Source organism: Azorhizobium sp. AG788 (assembly GCF_943371865.1).
Lineage (GTDB): Bacteria > Pseudomonadota > Alphaproteobacteria > Rhizobiales > Xanthobacteraceae > Azorhizobium.
The window spans coordinates 28,955-46,908 of sequence record NZ_CALRWL010000034.1; the positions used below are offsets into that span (position 1 = coordinate 28,955).

The following is a 17,954-nucleotide window of genomic DNA, read 5'->3' on the forward strand; positions in this document are numbered from 1 at the left end:
CTGCACACTGCGCGGACCTCGTTTCATCGGACCCTCTATGACCGCGACCAGTGATTCCAAGAAGGACGGCGGTTTTCTCGAAACCGTCCGCGTTATCGTCCATGCGCTCCTGATCGCGTTGGTGATCCGCACCTTCCTGTTCCAGCCGTTCAATATCCCCTCCGGATCCATGAAGGATACGCTGCTGATCGGGGACTATCTGTTCGTCTCCAAATACAGCTACGGTTATTCGCGGTTCTCGATCCCGTTCTCGCCGCCGCTGTTCTCCGGCCGCATCCTCGGCCAGGAGCCGACCCGCGGCGACGTGGTGGTGTTCAAGCTGCCCAAGGACAATGAGACCGATTATATCAAGCGCGTGGTCGGCATGCCCGGCGACAGCATCCAGATGATCGACGGCGTGCTGAACATCAACGGGGTTCCGGTCAAGCGCGAGCGCCTGTCCGACGTGACCGAGGATGACGGTACCGGCCGCATGGCGCCGGTGAAGCGCTGGCGCGAGACCTTGCCCAACGGCGTCTCCTACGAGACCCTCGATATCGTCGACAACGGCTTCTACGACAACACCCAAGTCTATCATGTGCCCGCCGGGCATTTCTTCATGATGGGCGACAACCGGGACAATTCCGCCGACAGCCGCGTCCTGAGCCAGGTGGGCTATGTTCCGTTCGACAATCTCGTGGGCAAGGCCCAGATGATCTTCTTCTCCATCGATGAACGCGCCGCCGCCTGGCAGGTGTGGACATGGCCGTGGGCCGTGCGGTGGTCGCGGATCTTCAGTCAGGTCCGATGACAGCCTCCCCCGATCTGGCGCTCCTGGAGGAGCGCATCGGCCATCGTTTCAACGACCGCGATCTGGTCGATCTGGCGTTGACCCACATCAGCGCCGTGAAGGGCGAAGGCCCCCGCGTGCGCTCCTATCAGCGCCTGGAGTTTCTCGGCGACCACGTGCTGGGCAGCGTTGTCTCGCACATGCTCTACACCACCTTTCCAAAGGCGGAGGAGGGCGAGCTGTCTCGCCGCCTGGCGGAACTGGTGCGGGAGGAAGCCTGTGCCGAGGTGGCGCAGGACATGGGCCTTGGCGCCCATCTGCGGCTCGGTCCCGGCGAGAGCCAGTCCGGCGCCCGCGAGCGCCGGGCGATCCTGGCGGACGTGGCCGAAGCGGTTGTGGCTGCGGTTTATCTCGATGGCGGCTATGATGCGGCCCTGAAGGTGGTGGAGCGCTTCTGGCGCAGCCGCCTGGAGACGCCCCGCCGCCCGCTGCGGGACGCAAAGACGGTGTTGCAGGAATGGGCCCAGGCGCGCGGCCTGCCGCCGCCGGTCTATCGGGATGTGGGGCGAACCGGCCCCGACCATGCCCCCAACTTCCGCGTGGCGGTGGACCTTCCTGGTCTGACCGCGGTGGAGGCGGCGGGGGCCTCGAAGCAGGCGGCGCAGAAGGCTGCGGCGGCTGCCTTTCTCGCCCGTGAGGGTGTGGTGACGGAGAGTGGTGAATGAACGAGCTGGTACGGGCGGACGGAGAGGGTGCGGAGCCGACACGGTGCGGCTTCGTGGCCCTGCTCGGGGCGCCCAATGCGGGCAAGTCCACGCTCACCAATCAGTTGGTGGGCTCGAAGGTCTCCATCGTGTCCCACAAGGTGCAGACCACCCGCGCCATTGTCCGCGGCATCGCCCTGGAAGGCGCGGCGCAGATCATCCTGGTGGATACCCCAGGCATCTTCGCGCCCAAGCGGCGGCTGGAGCGGGCCATGGTCTCCACCGCCTGGACCAGCGCCTCGGACGCGGATCTGGTGGCGCTGCTGGTGGACGCCAATCGCGGCGTTGATGCGGACATCGAGGCCCTGCTTGCGCCGTTGGCGCAGGTGAAGCGGCCCCGTGCGCTGATCCTCAACAAGATCGACCTGATCCGCCGCGACACCCTGCTGGGGCTCGCCGCATCGCTGACCGAGAAGCTGGCCTTCGAGCGGGTGTTCATGGTCTCGGCGCTCAACGGCAATGGCGTGGAAGACGTGCGCCGCTGGTTCGCCGAGACGGTGCCGGCCGGTCCCTGGCTCTATCCGGAAGACCAGATCTCCGACGCGCCGCTGCGCATGCTGGCCGCCGAGATCACCCGCGAGAAGCTGTTCCTGCGCCTGCATGACGAACTGCCCTACCGCTCCACGGTGGAAACCGAATCGTGGAAGGAACTGAAGGACAAGTCGGTCCGCATCGAGCAGACCATCTTTGTGGAGCGCGAGAGCCAGCGGAAGATCGTGCTGGGCAAGGCGGGCGCGACCATCAAGGCCATCTCGTCCGAATCGCGGGCGGAACTGTCCGAGATCGTCGAAGTTCCGGTGCATCTGTTCCTGTTCGTGAAGGTGCGCGAGAACTGGGCGGACGATCCGGAGCGCTATCGCGAAATGGGCCTGGAATTCCCGCGGGGAGACTGACATCGCCGTGGAGTGGACCGACGAGGGCATCGTTCTCGGCGTTCGGCGCCACGGAGAGAGCAGCGCCCTCGTCGAGCTGCTGACCCGCGCCCGCGGGCGTCATATGGGCTTGGTGCGGGGTGGCGCCGCGCGGCGCATGACGCCGCTGCTCCAGCCCGGCAACACGCTGCACGCCACCTGGCGCGCCCGCATCGAAAGCCAATTGGGCCACTTCCTGGTGGAGCCGGTGACGCTGCGGGCGGACGCCCTGATGCAGACGCCCCATGGCAGCTTCGGCGTAACCCATCTCACCGGGCTGCTGCGCCTGCTGCCCGAGCGGGATCCCCATCCCGGCCTGTTCGCCACCGCCGATGCCATCCTCGACGCGTTCGACGCGCCGGCCCATGCGGGCGAGCTGATGGCGCGGTTCGAAATGGCGATGCTTGCGGAATTGGGCTTCGGCCTGGATCTCAGCCGCTGCGCGGCCACCGGCGGCAATAACGATCTGGCTTTCGTCTCGCCGCGGACCGGGCGCGCGGTATCGCGCAGCGCCGGCGACCCCTATGCGGACAAGCTGTTTGTGCTGCCCACGTTCCTGATCGGGGGCATAATGCCGCCCAGCCATGACGACATGGAGGCGGCGCTGCGGATCACCGGTCACTTTTTGGCGAGCCGAGTCATGGAACCGCGCGGGCTCGTTCTATCCGAGGCCCGCGCGGGATTTCTATCGGCCCTCAAGCGGGCCAGTGAGACACCTTAGCCTCAGCGACCCCAGCCGGGACCGGGAGCCGGGCCGCCCATGCCGCCCTGATAGCCGGGGCCGGGGCGACCGGCATCGGGATAGCCGGGACGACCGGCGGCGGGATAGCCGGGACGGCCGTAGCCCGGACCGTTGCTGACCCGCACATTGGTGCAGCGCTGCACCACGATGCGGCGGCCATTGCGCCAAATGGTGGCGGGACGGCACACCCGGCGCCATGCCACGTTATCGACGGGAGACTGAATGGCGGCAGAAGAATTAACCAACGGTCCGCCCGCATTGGACAAAGACGCGGCAGAAGCGCCAGTTGACAGTGCTACCAAGCCCAGTATGGCTGCGCCGCAAAATGGAATAATGAATTTTTTCATACTAGCTTCTCCCTTGAAGCTTCTTCGTGCGTTTGTGCACTGTCATCGCAGGAGACAAGTCTGGGGTCTGTGATTTGTTCCCAGATCGCTGCCGCTGTTTCTGGTCCCCGGGCGCCTTGCCCCAGGGGTGGGGCAGGCGGTGGAGTGGTGGGAGCCTGAGCGGGGGCGCCCCTCAGGCATGCGGACGCCGGTCAATAATAGCCGGGGCCGCCGCGGTAGGGGCCGCCATAGCCATAGGCCGGGCCGGGAGGGCCATAGGCGGGACGGCCGTCACCATAACCGCGACCAGGAGGGCCATAGGCCGGGCGGCCATAGCCACCGTAGCCATAGCCGGGGCCACGGCGGTCCACCCAGACGTTCCGGCAGCGCTCAACGAACACCTGCCGGCCGTTGAACCAACGCGGAACCGGACGGCAGACCTGTCGCCAGCCCACCGTCTCGACGGGGGCCTCGACCTCAGTCGAGAGCAGCGGCATCGGTCCGCCGACGTTGGATAGTGTCGCGGCAGACGCGCCAGTCGACAGCATGGAAAAACCAAGAATGGCAGCACCGCACAGCGGGAGAAAGATCTTGGTCATGGCAGCTTCTCCTTCGAAGCTTCTTCGTGCGTGTTTGCACTGTCATCAAATTTTAAAAAATTGAATGTCTCTATTATGTTCAATTGGGCCGGCGCAGATGAATTTATGGATCGTTTTCTGGTGCCCTGATACAGTGGGTCTGAACCTGCGTTCATCAAGTTGAACGGCGGCTGCCGTTCCGTTCATCCATGGGTCGCGCCCAAGGCAGACCCGCGACAAAGCTGTGCAGGGGCATGCTTCTCCTTGTCTGACGCGAAGCAGCGCGCTACTTGCAGCACATGGCAACCAGACCCCTTCCGCCCGGTGAGGGCACCATCGAGCCGGTGCAGCTGAAAGCCGCGCTCGAGGAGCGCTATCTGGCTTATGCTTTGTCCACCATCATGCATCGGGCGCTGCCCGACGCCCGTGATGGACTGAAGCCGGTTCACCGCCGCATTCTTCATGCGATGCGCCAGCTCAAGCTGGATCCCGGCTCCGGTTTCAAGAAGTGCGCCCGCGTGGTGGGCGACGTGATCGGCAAGTTCCATCCCCATGGCGACCAGTCGGTCTATGACGCGCTGGTGCGCTTGGCCCAGGAGTTCGCCCAGCGCTACCCGCTGGTGGATGGCCAGGGCAATTTCGGCAATGTGGACGGCGATAATGCCGCTGCCATGCGGTACACCGAAGCCCGCCTGACCGAGACCGCCCGCCTGCTGCTGGACGGCATCGACGAAGATTCGGTGGATTTCCGCCCCACCTATGACGGTTCGGAAGAAGAGCCGGTTGTGCTGCCGGCGGCCTTCCCAAACCTGCTCGCCAACGGCTCGCAAGGCATCGCGGTGGGCATGGCCACGGCGATTCCCCCGCACAATGCGGCCGAATTGCTGGATGCGGCGCTCTATCTGCTGGACCACCCCAACGCCCCGGCCTCCGACCTGCTGCAATTCGTGCCGGGCCCGGATTTCCCCACCGGCGGCATCCTGGTGGAAGACCCCATCGGCACGGCGGAGGCCTATGCCACCGGCCGCGGTTCGTTCCGCGTGCGGGCGCGCTGGGAGAAGGAAGAAACCGGCCGCGGCACTTACGTGGTGGTGGTCACGGAGATCCCCTATGGCGTGCCGAAGTCGCGCCTGGTGGAGAAGATCGCCGAACTGCTGATCGACAAGAAGCTGCCGCTGCTGGCCGATGTGCGCGACGAGAGCGCCGAGGACATCCGCCTGGTGCTGGAGCCCCGTGCCCGCACGGTGGATGCCGCCGTGCTGATGGAGAGCCTGTTCAAGCTGACCGAGCTGGAAGCCCGGGTGCCGCTGAACATGAATGTGCTGGTGCGCGGCCAGATCCCCAAGGTGCTGTCCCTGGCGGATGCGCTGCGCGAATGGCTGGCCCATCGCCGCGACGTGCTGCTGCGCCGCTCGCGTCATCGCCTCGCCGAGATCACCCACCGGCTGGAAGTGCTGGGCGGCTATCTGATCGCCTACCTCAATCTGGATGAGGTGATCCGCATCATCCGCGAGGAGGACGAGCCGAAGGCGGAGCTGATGCGCACCTTCGAGCTGAGCGATGTGCAGGCCGAAGCCATCCTCAACATGCGCCTGCGCTCGTTGCGCCGCCTGGAAGAGATGGAACTGCGCAAGGAGCATGACAAGCTCAGCAAGGAGCAGGACCAGATCAACAAGCTGATGGGCTCCGAGGCGGCGCAATGGAAGGCCATTGCCAAGGAGATCGCCCAGACTCGCAAGATCTATGGCCCGGACACCGCCATCGGCAAGCGCCGCACCAGCTTCGCCCCGCTGCCGGTGTTCGGCGAGGACGCCTTCACCGAGGCATTGGTGGAGCGCGAGCCGGTAACCATCGTGGTGTCCGCCAAGGGCTGGATCCGGGCGCTGAAGGGCCATGTGCCCGATCTCACCGGCATCCAGTTCAAGGGCGACGACACCCTGGCCCACGCCTTCTATGCCGAGACCACTTCCAAGATCATGGTGTTCGCCTCCAACGGGCGCTTCTACACCCTGGAGGCCTCCAAGCTGCCCGGCGGGCGCGGCCATGGCGAACCCATGCGGCTGATGTTCGAGCTGGAGCAGGAGGCGGAGATCGTCTCGGTGTTCGCCCACCAGCCCGGCCACAAGCTGCTGGTCGCCTCCAAGGAGGGCCGCGGCTTCCTGGTGGCGGAGGACGATTGCATCGCCACCACCCGCAAGGGCAAGCAGGTACTGGTGGTGGATCCGCCCGACGCGGTGGCGCTGGCGGTGCCAGCGGATGGCGACACGGTGGCGGTGATCGGCGAGAATCGCAAATTGCTGCTGTTCCCCCTGTCCCAGGTGCCGGACATGACCCGCGGCCGCGGCGTCCGCCTGCAGCGCTATCGCGAAGGCGCGCTGTCCGACCTGAAGGTGTTCAACCGCGCCGAGGGCCTGACCTGGGAAGACACCTCCGGCCGCACCTGGACGGTGACCGAACTGCTGGACTGGCAAGCCGAGCGGGCCTCGTCCGGCCGGCTGCCGCCGAAGGGCTTCCCGCGTAACAACAAGTTCGGGTGAGACCATGAGCGCGGGCGCGATCGACGAGGTGTCCGCGCCCCCTGCCGATGCCGGGCGGGGGCTGCTCGGAGTTCTGCGCCGCCTCGTGCGTGCCCGGGAGATTTCGCTGGTGGTCGTGGCGGCGGTGATCGGGGTCTGCGCCGGCATCGGCGTCACCGCGGTCAGCCGCGGCGCGCAGCTGATGCACGAGTGGCTCTATGGCGCCCCGCGCATCAGTTCTCTCCCCGGTCCGTTGCCACTGCATCTGCTGCTCTGGCCGGCGGTGGGCGGGCTGGTGGTCGGGGGGCTCGGGCTGGCGTTGAAGCGTTGGCGGCCATGGCCCATCGTCGATCCCATCGAGGCCAATGCCCTGCACGGCGGTCGCATGTCGCTGGTGGACAGCATCATCCTGGCCGGCCAGACCATGCTGGCCAATGGCTTCGGCGCCTCGGTGGGCATGGAGGCGGGCTATACCCAGACCGGCTCCGGCATCGCCTCCACCCTTGGCAGCCTGCTGCGGCTGCGGCGGGCGGATCTGCGGGTGATGGTGGGGTGCGGTGCCGCCGGTGGCATCGCCGCCGCCTTCCAGGCCCCGCTCACCGGCGCCTTCTACGGCTTTGAACTGATCATCGGCGTTTATGCCATTCCCGCCGTGGCGCCAGTGATGACCGCCGCATTGGTGGCCTATCTGACGGCGCAGCAATTGGGGGCGGTGTCCACGCCCATCATCCTGCCGCCGCTGGGGCCGCTGCTGGCCTCATCCTATGCGCCGTTCCTGTTTCTGGGGCTGGTGGCCGGGGTGGTGTCCATCGGCATCATGCGGCTGGTGACGCTGGTGGAACAGGGTTTTGTCCGCAGCGGCATTCCCAGCTACCTGCGCCCCATGGTGGGCGGGCTCGGGGTGGGAGCGCTGGGGCTCTATAGCCCGCAGGTGCTGGCGAGCGGCGAGGGGGCCTTGCACATCCAGGTGGGCACCGGGGTGACCAGCGCCGTGGCCATCATCTTCCTGCTGAAGATTTCCGCCGCCTCCCTGTCGCTTGGGGCAGGGTTCCGCGGCGGCTTGTTCTTTTCGGCGCTGTTCATGGGCTCGCTGCTGGGCAAGCTGTTCGCCGGGGTGGCGGCGATTGTGCTGCCGCATCTGGCGCTGGATCCTGTCATTGCCGCCGTGGTGGGCATGAGCGCGCTGGCGGTGGGGGTGGTCGGCGGGCCGCTGACCATGACCTTCCTGACGCTGGAGATCACTGGCGATCTGCCCATTGCCGGGCTGGTGCTCACCGCGTCCATCGTCTGCTCGCTGCTGGTGCGCGAGACGTTCGGTTATTCCTTCTCCACCTGGCGCATGCATCTGCGCGGCGAGACCATCCGCAGCGCGCTGGATATCGGCTGGCTGCGCGCGCTCACGGTGGAGCGGATGATGCGTCACGATGTGCCGGCCTTCGGGATGGACGCCCCGCTGAAGACCTTCCGTGCGGCCTTTCCCCTGGGCTCGGTGCGCAAGGTGGTGCTGCGGGACGAAGAGGGCCGCTATGCGGGCATCGTCTCGGTGGCCCAGGCGCATTCGGACGTGCAGCAGCCCGAGACCAGGATTGCCACCCTGGCGCAGAATGTGGACGATGTGCTGCTGCCGCAAATGAACGTGAAGGAGGCCGCCGGCTTGTTCGACCGCACCCAGAGCGACGAACTGGTGGTGGTGGATGCCCCGCATTCGCGCGTGGTGGTCGGCATGTTGAGCGAGGCTCATGCGCTGAAGCGCTATGCGGAGGAACTGGACAAGGCCCGCCGGGACGTTTCCGGCGACCGCTAGCGCCACCGCCCGGCACCGGGGTGCCATGTGGGCGCGGTGGGGTCAGATCTGCCCTGCGAGCTCCGGCATGGACAGGACCTGACGGAGGGCTAGTCTGCGGTTGCGATCACGCACCGAGGAAATCGGACATGGCCAAGGGATCTGATCTGCTGGTAGCGGCCCTCGAGAACGAGGGGGTCGAGCGGATTTTCGGCGTTCCGGGCGAGGAAAATCTCGACGTGGTGGAATCGCTGCGGCAGTCCCGCATCGAGCTGGTGATCACCCGCCACGAGCAGGCCGCGGCCTTCATGGCCGCCACCCATGGCCGGCTGACCGGACAGCCCGGCGTGTGCATCTCCACCCTGGGGCCGGGGGCGCTGAATTTCTCCACCGGTGCCGCCTATGCCTATCTCGGCGCCATGCCCATGGTGATGCTCACCGGCCAGAAGCCTATTCTCACCCGCCGTCAGGCCCGGTTCCAGATCGTGGACGTGGTGGCGTCCATGAAGCCGCTGACCAAGCTGACCCGCCAGATCGTCTCCGCCCAGGCCATCCCCACCACGGTGCGCGACGCCTTCCGCGTCGCCATGGAAGAGCGCCCCGGCCCGGTGCATCTGGAACTGCCCGAGGATATCGCTGCCGAAGACGCCGACGGGGCGGCGATCATTCCCTTGCATCCGCTGGATCGCCCGGTGGCCCCTGAGGTGGCGCTCGACCGGGCGGCGGCCATGATCCTGGCGGCGGAGCGGCCGCTCATCATGATCGGCGCGGCGGGCAATCGCCCGCGCCTGGTGGCGGCGCTGTCGGCTTTTGTGCGGCGGGCCAATCTGCCGTTCTTCAACACCCAGATGGGCAAGGGCGCCGTCACCGCCGAGTCTCATCTCTATGTGGGCACCGCAGCCCTGTCCGAGCGGGACTATGTGCACCAGGCCATTGAGCGGGCCGATCTCATCATCTCCATCGGCCACGACACGGTAGAGAAGCCGCCCTTCCTGATGAAGGGGCGGGAGGCGTTGCGGGTGATCCACATCGGCTATCTGTCCGCCGACGTGGAGGAAGTGTTCCATCCCGACGCGGAGGTCATCGGCGACATTGGTGAGACCGTCACCGCCCTGGCCGATCGGCTGGAGGGCAAGCTTGCGCCGAGCCCGGAACTGATGGATCTGCGCACCGGCATTCTGGAGCGGCTGAGCGAGAAGGCCCATGACGACCGCTTCCCGCTGACCCCGCAGCGCATCGTCCATGATGTGCGCGCGGTGGTGCCGGACGATGGCATCGTCTGCCTGGACAACGGCATGTACAAGATCTGGTTCGCCCGCCACTACCGCACCCAGGTGGCCAATACCCTGCTGCTGGACAATGCGCTGGCGACCATGGGCGCGGGCCTGCCCTCGGCCATGATGGCCGCCATCCTCAACCCGGAGAAGCGGGTGATGGCGGTGTGCGGCGACGGCGGCTTCATGATGAATTCGCAGGAGATGGAGACCGCCGTCCGTCTCGGCCTCAACCTGGTGGTGATGGTGCTGAAGGACGGCGCCTACGGCATGATCCGCTGGAAGCAGGCGGTGGATGATTTCCCCGACTTCGGCATGACCTTCGGCAATCCGGACTTCGTGCTCTATGCCCAGAGCTATGGCGCCAAGGGCTCGCGCGTCACCTCCGCCGCCGACCTGCTGCCCAAGCTGGACGCCGCCTTCCGCGGCGGCGGCGTGCATCTGGTGGAGGTGCCGGTGGATTATGCGGACAACATCACCGTGCTGGTGGATGAACTGCGCCGCAACGCCTTGGGCGACGAACTGGAATAAGCAGCACTTAGGCGTGGGACGGCAGGCTGAGGATCAGGTCGCGGATGCCCTGCCACATGATCTGCATGCCGATGCACAGCAGGATGAAGGCGAACAGGCGCACGAGCACATTGGTGCCGTTGCGGCCCAGGAGGCGCTCGATCTGGCTGGCGTAGCGATAGGCCAGATAGACGCTGAGCGAGACCGCCGCGAGGCCGAGAATGGCGCCCACCGCCTCGATGGCGAAGATGCCATAGCCCGCATGGCTGCTGAACGAGCTTTGGGTGCCCAGCGCCACGGCGGTGGCGATGGAGCCCGGTCCCATGGTGAGCGGCATGGTCAAGGGATAGAAGGCCTGCGCCTCCACTCGGCTCAGATCCACATCGCTGGCTGCCTCGCTGGAGCCGGTTTCCGACGGGGTGTTGCCCTGGTTGAGGATGTTCCAGCCCACGAAGGTCACCACCAGACCGCCCGCCACCCGCAGCACCGGCAGGCTGATGCCGAAGAAGGTGAGGATGCGGGAGCCGAACAGCATGGAGAAGACCAGCAGCAGGAAGCCGTTCACGGCCACCTTGCGCGCCAGGACCGCGCGGACCGCCGGACTGCACGCCCGTGTCATCTCCACGAAGATCGGCGCCCCGCCGAGCGGATTGACGATGGGAAACAGCGCCGCGAACACCGCTACGAAGATATTGATGAACTGGCTCATGCGATCCCCCGCCGCCGGTTACCCGTGCTTCGCATGACCTTGGTGCCGCCGCAAGACGAGCGGGCCCCCTCAGGCGCGGACCTCTCAGGCCTCGATGCGGTCCCAGCCCTGGGGGGACAGGCGTTCCTGCGGCAGGAAGCGGCGCTTGTAGTCCATCTTGCGCGAGCCGTTGACCCAATAGCCCAGATAGACATAGGGCAGCCCCATCTCCTTGGCCTTGGCGATGTGGTCGAGGATGAGGAAGGTGCCGAGCGAACGCTCGGGGACATTCGGGTTGTAGAAGGAATAGACCATGGACAGCCCGTCGCTGAGCACGTCGGTCAGCGCCACCGCGAACAAATCGCCGACGCCCCGGCCGTTGATGCGGGTGTCCGGACCGCGCCGACGATATTCCACCAGCCTGGTCTGCACATGGGTGTCTTCCACCATCATGGCATAGTCGAGCACGCTCATGTCGGCCATGCCACCGGCGCCGTGGCGGGCATTCACATAAGCGCGGAACAGGCCATATTGCTCGGAGGTGGGGCTGGGCTGGCGCATGACGCCAATCAGGTCGTCATTGTCCTTGGCGGTGCGGCGGAAGCTGCGGCCCTCGACGAACTCATCCACCAGGATGCGTACGGAAACGCAGGCCCGGCAGCCCTCGCAGGCCGGGCGGTAGGCGATGGACTGGCTGCGCCGGAAGCCGCCCTGGGTCAGCACGTCGTTAAGCGTGGCCGCGCGCTCACCCACCAGATGGGTGAATACCTTCCGTTCCTCCTTGCCCGGCAGATAAGGGCAGGCGGAGGGAGCGGTGAGATAGAATTGCGGTGTGTCGCGCGGGTGCTCAGTCACGGCTATCGGGCCTCAGGTCCGATAGCATCGCACCCCCGAATCGAGTCGGTCAAAGGTTTATGGTTCCAAAGCGCAACCAATTCAGTTGTACCGCCTCAAGGAGGCAGCGCGCGCTTCGCTGTTGACCACCACCGTGCCCAGCAAGAAATCGTGCAGCAGGCGGCGGCGGCCGTTGAGAAGCCCCACCAGCAGCACGAACGGCGTGAACGCGCTGACCGAGACCCAGAAGCAGACCGCATGCACGGCGCCGAGCACCGAATAGGCCGGGGCGCCGTACCAGGTGCGCATCTGGATATCCATCAGCCGCATGCCCAGCGTCGCCGAGGCCGGGGAGCCCAGCGTGATGGCATTATAGACCACCGCCCAGACCACGAAGGCCGGCCCGAGGATAGGAAACAACATCCAGCCCAGACTCAGCGTCACAATGCCGAACACGAAGATGAAGATGGCCATCAAGGCGATGGGCGCGGTGACCATGACCGCATCCACCAGGAACGCGACCATGCGCCGGGACAGGACACCCTGGAAATACTCCGGCTGGGTCACCGGGTCGTAGGCGTTGGGCCGCACGCCCGCGTAAGGCGCGCTGCGGTCGGCATAACGGGACGTGTAGCTCATGGTCCTCCTCCTGCTTGCGCTTGAAGGTGGTGAGGGGACCGCCTGCGCGCAAGACGCGAAGCCCGCCCGGACGCTGGATTCCTGCTGGCGCCGGTCAGAGACTGCGCGGGAAAGCTCGGCGCTAGCCCTCCGCGCCGCCGGCGCCGAGGCGCAGAACCTCCAGTCCTTCCGCCTCCAGCGCGTCCTGGATCGCTTGGGCATGGATCTGATCGCGGGTTTCCACCGTCAAATCGAGCCGGGTTCCCTTGGCCGGCACATCCAGGAAGGTGCGGCGGTGATGCACTTCCAGGATGTTGGCGCCAAGCTTGCCCAGCAAGGTGGAGATGATGCCCAGCATGCCGGGGCGGTCGAGGATGGTGAGGCGGAACGAGACGATGCGGTGATCCCGCTCCAACTCGCGCATCAGGATGGCAGCCAGCACGCGCGGGTCGATATTGCCCCCGCACAGCACCAGTCCCACCCGCTGGCCACGGAACCGTTCGGGGTCGGACAAGAGCGCCGCCAGACCGGCGGCCCCGGCGCCTTCCGCCAGGGTCTTCTGCAAGGTGATGTAGGCATTCACCGCCCGTTCCAGCTCCGGTTCCTCCACCAGCAGGATTTCCGGCACCAGGGCGCGGACGATTTGCGTGGTCAGCCGGCCCACATTGCGCACGGCGATGCCTTCCGCGAGCGTCGGCCCACCGCTGTCGCGGGGGATGCCGGTCAGTGCGGTCCACATGGCAGGGTAGAGCGCGGCCTCCACCCCGAGCACCTGGGTCTGCGGAGAATGTCCCTTCGCGGCAATGGCCATGCCCGAGATCAGGCCGCCGCCGCCCACCGGCACCAGCAGGCAATCCAGCGGCGGGGCATCTTCCAGCATCTCCAACGCCATGCTGCCCTGGCCGGCGATCACATCGGGATCGTCATAGGGATGCACGAACACGCGCCCCTCGAGTGCGGCGATACGCAGGGCTTCCTGCTCCGCATCGCCCACGCCTTCGCCATGGAGAACGACACGGGCGCCGAAGGCGCGGGTGGCAGTCACCTTCACCTGGGGGGTGTTCTCGGGCATGACGATGGTGGTGGAGATGCCGAGGCGCGTGCCGTGATAGGCCACCGCCTGGGCATGATTGCCGGCCGACATGGCGATGACGCCGCGCTTGGCTTCCTCTGGCGACAGCCGCGCCAGCTTCACCACCGCGCCGCGCTCCTTGAAGCTGGCGGTGACCTGCAGGTTGTCATATTTCACATAGACATCGGCGCCGGTGAGTTCCGACAGCCGTGGCGCCCGCAGGGTGGGGGTGCGCACCACCGCCGCCGACACGATGGGCCGCGCGGCTTCCACGTCGGCGAGCGTGACCGGCAGATCGCTCACGGTCAGAGCGGACACAAGCGGATCGGCCGCAGGCAAGGTCATAGGGCATCCTCGGGTCGGTCGGCGGCCCGCACCCGGTACGGGTAGAGTCACACGTCGCGCGGTGCGGCGCCCAGCAGGCCTTGCGGCCGCGCCACCAGCGCCACGATGAGCAGCGCATACATCACCACGTCGCGATAGGCGATGTCGAACGCCGAAGACCAGAGCATTTCCAATGCGGCGACAACCACTCCCCCCAGCGCCGCGCCGCCCACGGAGCCCACCCCGCCCAGAACCGCGGCCGCCAGCGCCTTCAAGGTCAGCGGCAGGCCGAGGCCGGCATCGACGCTGCCGAAGGACACCACCATCATCGCCCCGGCCAGCCCGCACAAGGCGCCGGACATGGCGCAGGTGATCCCCAGCAGCGCGCGGGGCGAAACTCCGCACAAGGCCGCCATGCCCGGATCATCGGCCATGGCCCGCCAGGCGCGGCCGAACGGGGTTCTGCGCAGTATCAGGACGGTTGCGGCGACGGCGCCGCCGGTCAGAAGCACCGACATCAGGTGGGCGGGCGTGGTGGTGGCGGTGAAGGCGGGAGTGCCGGCGAGCGGCACGGGCTGGTGCAGCAGGGGCGGCAGCCATTCCGCGGCACCAATCTGACGCAGGGTCAGGGCCTCGCGCAGCACCAGAGCGAGGCCGATGCTGGCGATCAGCACCCCTTGCCCGCCGCCGCGCCGGTGCTGGAACGGCCACAGCACGAAGCGGCCCATGGCCCAGGCCCACAGCGCGCCAGTCAGCACCGCCGCGAGAATACCGAGGCCCACATGCGCCAGGGTGAGCGAGCCTGATTGCTGCGCCAGGCTCGCATACACCAGGAGCGCCGCCCCACCCGTGACGGCGATTTCGCCAACGGCCAGGACAATCCGCCCGGTCAGTCCGTGGATGAGGGTGAAAGCGGTGGCCAGGGCGGCGAACAGCGCCGCGGGGCCGAGCGCGTTCAGTCCCTGCTGCAAACCGAACGCCGGGCCGAGCGGCAGCGACACCCAGGGCGCCGAGGCCTGGGCGGCATCGGCGCCGGCCCCTTGGTCCAGCCACCAGCGCTTAAGGATGAACAACTGGCTGTCATCCATGCCGCCGTCTGCGGTCTCGACCGCAGTGAGATCCAGGCGCCCAGCGCCGGCGGGCGCCGCGAACAGGCAGAGGACGACGCCGGGGCGGGAGAAGGCCTCGTCGGGCTCCCGCGCCACATAGGTCAGCCGCACCCCGCTGGCGCCGTTGCCGGCGGGCGCGAAGGCGGCCCGCGAGAGGCGGGTGCCGTCCGGATGCAGGGCCGCGGCCACCCGTTCGCACAGGCCGGCCTGATCGGCATCCACCACGCTGCCGCATCCCGACAGACCGGCGCAGATGGCGCCGAGGGCCAATGCGAAGAGAAAGGGGCGGCGCCGGCTCACGCGCCGGCGGCAAGACGCTCCGCAACCCGCGGCGCGAAATAGGTGAGAATTCCGTCGGCGCCGGCGCGCTTGAAGGCCATGAGCCCTTCCACCACCACCCGGTCGCCGTCCAGCCAGCCGTTGCGGATCGCGCCTTCGATCATCGCGTACTCGCCGGACACCTGATAGGCGAAGGTGGGCAGGCCGAAGGTCTGCTTCAGCCGGTAGACGATGTCGAGATAGGGCAGGCCGGGCTTGACCATCAGCATGTCGGCACCCTCGTCCACGTCCAGCGCCGCTTCCCGGATGGCCTCGTCGCCATTGGCCGGATCCATCTGATAGGTGCGCTTGTCGCCGATCAGGGTCTTGGAGGTGCCGATGGCATCACGGAACGGGCCATAGAAGGCGGAGGCATATTTGGCCGCATAGGACATGATCTGCACGTCGGTCAGGCCGTGCTTGTCCAAGCCGGAGCGGATGGCGCCGACCCGGCCGTCCATCATGTCGGACGGGGCGATCACATCGGCGCCGGACTGCGCCTGCACCAGCGCCTGGTGCACCAGAACCGCCACGGTCTCGTCATTGAGGATGCGCTCGCCGTCCAGCAGGCCATCATGGCCGTGGCTGGTATAGGGATCGAGGGCCACGTCGGTGATCAAGCCGATGTGCGGCACTTCCTTCTTGATGGCGCGCAGGGCGCGGCAGACCAGATTGTCTTCATTCAGCGCTTCGCTGCCTTCCGCATCGCGCAGGCTGGCCTCGGTATAGGGAAACAGCGCCAGGGCCGGGATGTGCAGTTTGGCCGCCTGTTCGGCCGCGCGCACCGCCTCGTCCACCGTGAGCCGCTCGACGCCGGGCATGGAGGGGATCTGGGTGCGGGTCTTCTCGCCTTCGGTCACGAAGATCGGCCAGATCAGATCGTCCACGGTGAGGGTGTTCTCGCGCACCATCCGGCGGGACCAGTCGCACTTGCGGTTCCGCCGCGGCCGGGTCGCCAGATCGAGCCCGCGTTCGCTGAAGGCCATCCGGTAGTCAGCGGCGTGGAGGCGGGTGGAGGACACGGTCATCGGGCGATCTCGCTGCTGCGGCTCGGCACGCGCTGGGGGCTCATGCCGACGCTCGGGACTTGCAGCTGCGGCGTCCTGAGGCGCCGCTCGCTGCCTTTCGCCCGGCGCTTTCGGCACGGGCGGTGGGGGTATTGCGCTTCCTTATAGCTTCTCGAAGGAGCCGCGGCGAGGTGCGTGGTGACGCGGGATGCGTTGACGCTGGCACGCGGCACCGCTAACCCTCGCTCGACCATTGCCGCGCCGCGTCCCGCCCGCGCCCCATCAGGCGGCGTCCCACCCCGAGGAGCCACCGTGACGACCGAGCCCGAGGTCCTGCTGGAACGCCGCGGTGAAGCCGGCATCATTACCTTGAACCGGCCCAAGGCCCTCAACGCCCTGACCCACGCCATGGTGCGCGAGATCGATCCGCAATTGCGGGCCTGGGCCCGGGATGACGGGGTGTCACGCATCATCCTGAAGGCGACCGGCGAGCGCGCCTTTTGCGCCGGCGGCGATGTCCGGCATATCTATGATCTGGGCCGGGCGGGGCATCAGGACCAGTCGCTGGCCTTCTTTCGCGACGAATATGTCCTCAACCATCTCATCGGCACCTATCCCAAGCCTTATGTGTCGCTGATCGACGGCATCTGCATGGGCGGCGGCTTCGGCCTCTCGGCGCACGGCAGCTATCGGGTGGGCGGCGAGCGCTATCTGTTCGCCATGCCGGAAGTGAATATCGGGCTGTTCCCCGATGTGGGCGGCACCCATGTGCTACCCCGGCTGCCCAAGGCCAGCGGCATCTATCTGGCGTTCACCGGGGCGCGCATCAAGGCGGCCGACGCGCTGCATTTCGGCCTGCTGACCCACGCGGTCCCGTCCGCGCGCCTGCCGGCTCTGGAGGCGGCGCTGGTGGCCGGTGGCGATGTGGCTGCGACCCTGGCGGCGCACGCCCATGATCCCGGCCCCGCGCCGGCCCTTGAACACGAGGCGTTCGTGGCCGAGGCGTTCGGCCATGGCGATGTGCTTGCGGTGCTGGAGGCCCTGGACGCGGCTGCGGCGGGCACCTCGGCATCGGCAGATTTTGCCCGCGACACGGCATCATCGCTGCGCGGCAAATGCCCCACCAGCCTCATGCTCGCCGCCGAGCAGATGCGCCGGGGGCCGAATCTCGACCTTGCGGGTTGCCTGCAGGCGGAGTTCCGGGTGGTGACGCGGGTGCTGCACGGCCATGATTTCTATGAGGGCGTCCGCGCCCTGCTGGTGGACAAGGACAATGCCCCCCGCTGGCAGCCTGATCGGCTGGAGCATATCGATCCGGCCGTCATTGCGGCGCATTTCGATCCGATCCCTGATGAACTCGTTTTCCCGATCGGTCCCTCATGAGCCATTACGACCCCATCGACGCCAGTGCTCGCGCCCATATGGAGCGCCTCACCCCGTGGCGGCGGCGGCTGGTGTTCTTCCTGCGGGCGGTCGCCTGCTTCCTGTTGCTGGAGGGCGTCTACCACTGGGCGGTGATCTGCGGCATCGGCGATGGCCCCGATACCCGCTTCCAGTCCCTGCCCATGACCGCACAGGGGGTGGTGATCTGGGCTGCCATCATCGATCCCATTGCCGGGGTCGGGCTGTGGCTGGGCGCGGGCTGGGCAGTGGTGCTGTGGCTGCTGGCCACCGCCAGCCAGGTGGTGGTGGGGGCATGGGCGCCCGAGGGGCTGTCGCGCCTGCTGGTGCTGACCTTGTTCGAGGTCGCCCTCGTGGTGTCCTACGCCATCCTTTCCATCCGCGCCGCGCGGGAGAGTGACCAGGACTGA

17 protein-coding genes are annotated in these 17,954 nt (G+C 67.2%); 9 read left to right on the forward strand and 8 right to left on the reverse strand.

Annotated features, from left to right (window positions below):
• Positions 1 to 37: 37 nt before the first annotated feature.
• Genes lepB through recO form a run of 4 tightly spaced genes read left to right on the forward strand, consistent with a single transcriptional unit; the run spans position 38 to position 3,165 of the window.
• Complete coding sequence (gene lepB, locus AAG816_RS18295; RefSeq protein ID WP_341991107.1) at positions 38 to 790, forward strand: signal peptidase I; 753 nt, start codon at positions 38 to 40, stop codon at positions 788 to 790.
• On the forward strand, positions 787 to 1,494 hold the full coding sequence (rnc, locus tag AAG816_RS18300; protein ID WP_341991108.1) for a ribonuclease III: 708 nt from the start codon (positions 787 to 789) through the stop codon (positions 1,492 to 1,494). The genes lepB and rnc overlap by 4 nt, the downstream gene beginning before the upstream one ends.
• Positions 1,491 to 2,426, forward strand: a complete 936-nt coding sequence (era, locus tag AAG816_RS18305; RefSeq protein WP_341991109.1) for a GTPase Era — start codon at positions 1,491 to 1,493, stop codon at positions 2,424 to 2,426. Before rnc ends, era begins: the two co-directional genes overlap by 4 nt.
• A gap of 7 nt (positions 2,427 to 2,433) precedes the next feature.
• Positions 2,434 to 3,165 carry a DNA repair protein RecO gene (recO, locus tag AAG816_RS18310; RefSeq protein WP_341991110.1) on the forward strand — a complete coding sequence of 244 codons (732 nt, stop codon included), beginning with the start codon at positions 2,434 to 2,436 and terminating at the stop codon, positions 3,163 to 3,165.
• Between the two features lie 2 nt (positions 3,166 to 3,167).
• Here the strand turns inward: recO and AAG816_RS18315 are convergent, their stop codons facing one another.
• Complete coding sequence (locus AAG816_RS18315) at positions 3,168 to 3,374, reverse strand: hypothetical protein (protein WP_341991111.1); 207 nt, start codon at positions 3,372 to 3,374, stop codon at positions 3,168 to 3,170.
• A 350-nt stretch (positions 3,375 to 3,724) separates the two neighbouring features.
• The gene (locus tag AAG816_RS18320; RefSeq protein WP_341991112.1) at positions 3,725 to 4,111 is read right to left on the reverse strand and encodes a hypothetical protein; all 387 of its coding nucleotides are present in this window, start codon (positions 4,109 to 4,111) and stop codon (positions 3,725 to 3,727) included.
• Positions 4,112 to 4,389: 278 nt separating this feature from the next.
• Here AAG816_RS18320 and parC point away from each other — a divergent pair, with 278 nt between their 5' ends.
• From parC to AAG816_RS18335, 3 genes are all read left to right on the forward strand, one after another.
• Positions 4,390 to 6,627, forward strand: coding sequence for a DNA topoisomerase IV subunit A (gene parC / locus AAG816_RS18325; protein ID WP_341991113.1), 2,238 nt, complete (start codon positions 4,390 to 4,392; stop codon positions 6,625 to 6,627).
• Between the two features lie 4 nt (positions 6,628 to 6,631).
• Positions 6,632 to 8,410, forward strand: a complete 1,779-nt coding sequence (locus AAG816_RS18330) for a chloride channel protein (protein ID WP_341991114.1) — start codon at positions 6,632 to 6,634, stop codon at positions 8,408 to 8,410.
• A gap of 128 nt (positions 8,411 to 8,538) precedes the next feature.
• Entirely contained in the window at positions 8,539 to 10,194 is a 1,656-nt protein-coding gene (locus tag AAG816_RS18335) for an acetolactate synthase large subunit (protein ID WP_341991115.1), read from the forward strand.
• Positions 10,195 to 10,201: 7 nt separating this feature from the next.
• Here AAG816_RS18335 and AAG816_RS18340 read toward each other — a convergent pair whose 3' ends face one another.
• The 6 genes from AAG816_RS18340 to hemB form a co-directional block, all read right to left on the reverse strand.
• Complete coding sequence (locus tag AAG816_RS18340) at positions 10,202 to 10,882, reverse strand: MarC family protein (RefSeq protein WP_341991116.1); 681 nt, start codon at positions 10,880 to 10,882, stop codon at positions 10,202 to 10,204.
• A gap of 84 nt (positions 10,883 to 10,966) precedes the next feature.
• Positions 10,967 to 11,716 (reverse strand): arginyltransferase, encoded by a 750-nt coding sequence (locus AAG816_RS18345; protein WP_341991117.1) that lies wholly within the window; start codon positions 11,714 to 11,716, stop codon positions 10,967 to 10,969.
• Positions 11,717 to 11,797: 81 nt separating this feature from the next.
• A complete protein-coding gene (locus tag AAG816_RS18350) occupies positions 11,798 to 12,334 on the reverse strand; it encodes an RDD family protein (protein ID WP_341991118.1) in 537 nt (178 codons plus the stop codon).
• A gap of 121 nt (positions 12,335 to 12,455) precedes the next feature.
• Positions 12,456 to 13,730: a threonine ammonia-lyase gene (locus AAG816_RS18355; RefSeq protein WP_341991119.1), complete on the reverse strand. Its 1,275-nt coding sequence runs from the start codon at positions 13,728 to 13,730 to the stop codon at positions 12,456 to 12,458.
• Between the two features lie 47 nt (positions 13,731 to 13,777).
• Positions 13,778 to 15,118, reverse strand: a complete 1,341-nt coding sequence (locus tag AAG816_RS18360) for a branched-chain amino acid ABC transporter permease (protein WP_341991120.1) — start codon at positions 15,116 to 15,118, stop codon at positions 13,778 to 13,780.
• Entirely contained in the window at positions 15,115 to 16,122 is a 1,008-nt protein-coding gene (gene hemB, locus AAG816_RS18365) for a porphobilinogen synthase (RefSeq protein WP_341991144.1), read from the reverse strand. Before hemB ends, AAG816_RS18360 begins: the two co-directional genes overlap by 4 nt.
• 333 nt (positions 16,123 to 16,455) lie before the next feature.
• Between hemB and AAG816_RS18370 the strand changes: the two genes are divergently transcribed.
• Together AAG816_RS18370 and AAG816_RS18375 are read left to right on the forward strand one after the other, a co-directional pair.
• Positions 16,456 to 17,526 (forward strand): enoyl-CoA hydratase/isomerase family protein, encoded by a 1,071-nt coding sequence (locus AAG816_RS18370; protein ID WP_341991121.1) that lies wholly within the window; start codon positions 16,456 to 16,458, stop codon positions 17,524 to 17,526.
• On the forward strand, positions 17,523 to 17,954 hold the full coding sequence (locus tag AAG816_RS18375) for a DUF6163 family protein (RefSeq protein WP_341991122.1): 432 nt from the start codon (positions 17,523 to 17,525) through the stop codon (positions 17,952 to 17,954). Before AAG816_RS18370 ends, AAG816_RS18375 begins: the two co-directional genes overlap by 4 nt.

Bases quoted from the DNA above. Each gene is read 5' to 3' on its own strand.
- hemB (WP_341991144.1), bottom strand. From the start codon at position 16,122: ATGGCCTTCAGCGAACGCGGGCTCGATCTGGCGACCCGGCCGCGGCGG.
- AAG816_RS18330 (WP_341991114.1), top strand. From the start codon at position 6,632: ATGAGCGCGGGCGCGATCGACGAGGTGTCCGCGCCCCCTGCCGATGCC.
- rnc (WP_341991108.1), top strand. From the start codon at position 787: ATGACAGCCTCCCCCGATCTGGCGCTCCTGGAGGAGCGCATCGGCCAT.
- AAG816_RS18340 (WP_341991116.1), bottom strand. From the start codon at position 10,882: ATGAGCCAGTTCATCAATATCTTCGTAGCGGTGTTCGCGGCGCTGTTT.
- AAG816_RS18335 (WP_341991115.1), top strand. From the start codon at position 8,539: ATGGCCAAGGGATCTGATCTGCTGGTAGCGGCCCTCGAGAACGAGGGG.
- era (WP_341991109.1), top strand. From the start codon at position 1,491: ATGAACGAGCTGGTACGGGCGGACGGAGAGGGTGCGGAGCCGACACGG.
- parC (WP_341991113.1), top strand. From the start codon at position 4,390: ATGGCAACCAGACCCCTTCCGCCCGGTGAGGGCACCATCGAGCCGGTG.
- AAG816_RS18350 (WP_341991118.1), bottom strand. From the start codon at position 12,334: ATGAGCTACACGTCCCGTTATGCCGACCGCAGCGCGCCTTACGCGGGC.
- AAG816_RS18375 (WP_341991122.1), top strand. From the start codon at position 17,523: ATGAGCCATTACGACCCCATCGACGCCAGTGCTCGCGCCCATATGGAG.
- AAG816_RS18355 (WP_341991119.1), bottom strand. From the start codon at position 13,730: ATGACCTTGCCTGCGGCCGATCCGCTTGTGTCCGCTCTGACCGTGAGC.
- lepB (WP_341991107.1), top strand. From the start codon at position 38: ATGACCGCGACCAGTGATTCCAAGAAGGACGGCGGTTTTCTCGAAACC.
- AAG816_RS18320 (WP_341991112.1), bottom strand. From the start codon at position 4,111: ATGACCAAGATCTTTCTCCCGCTGTGCGGTGCTGCCATTCTTGGTTTT.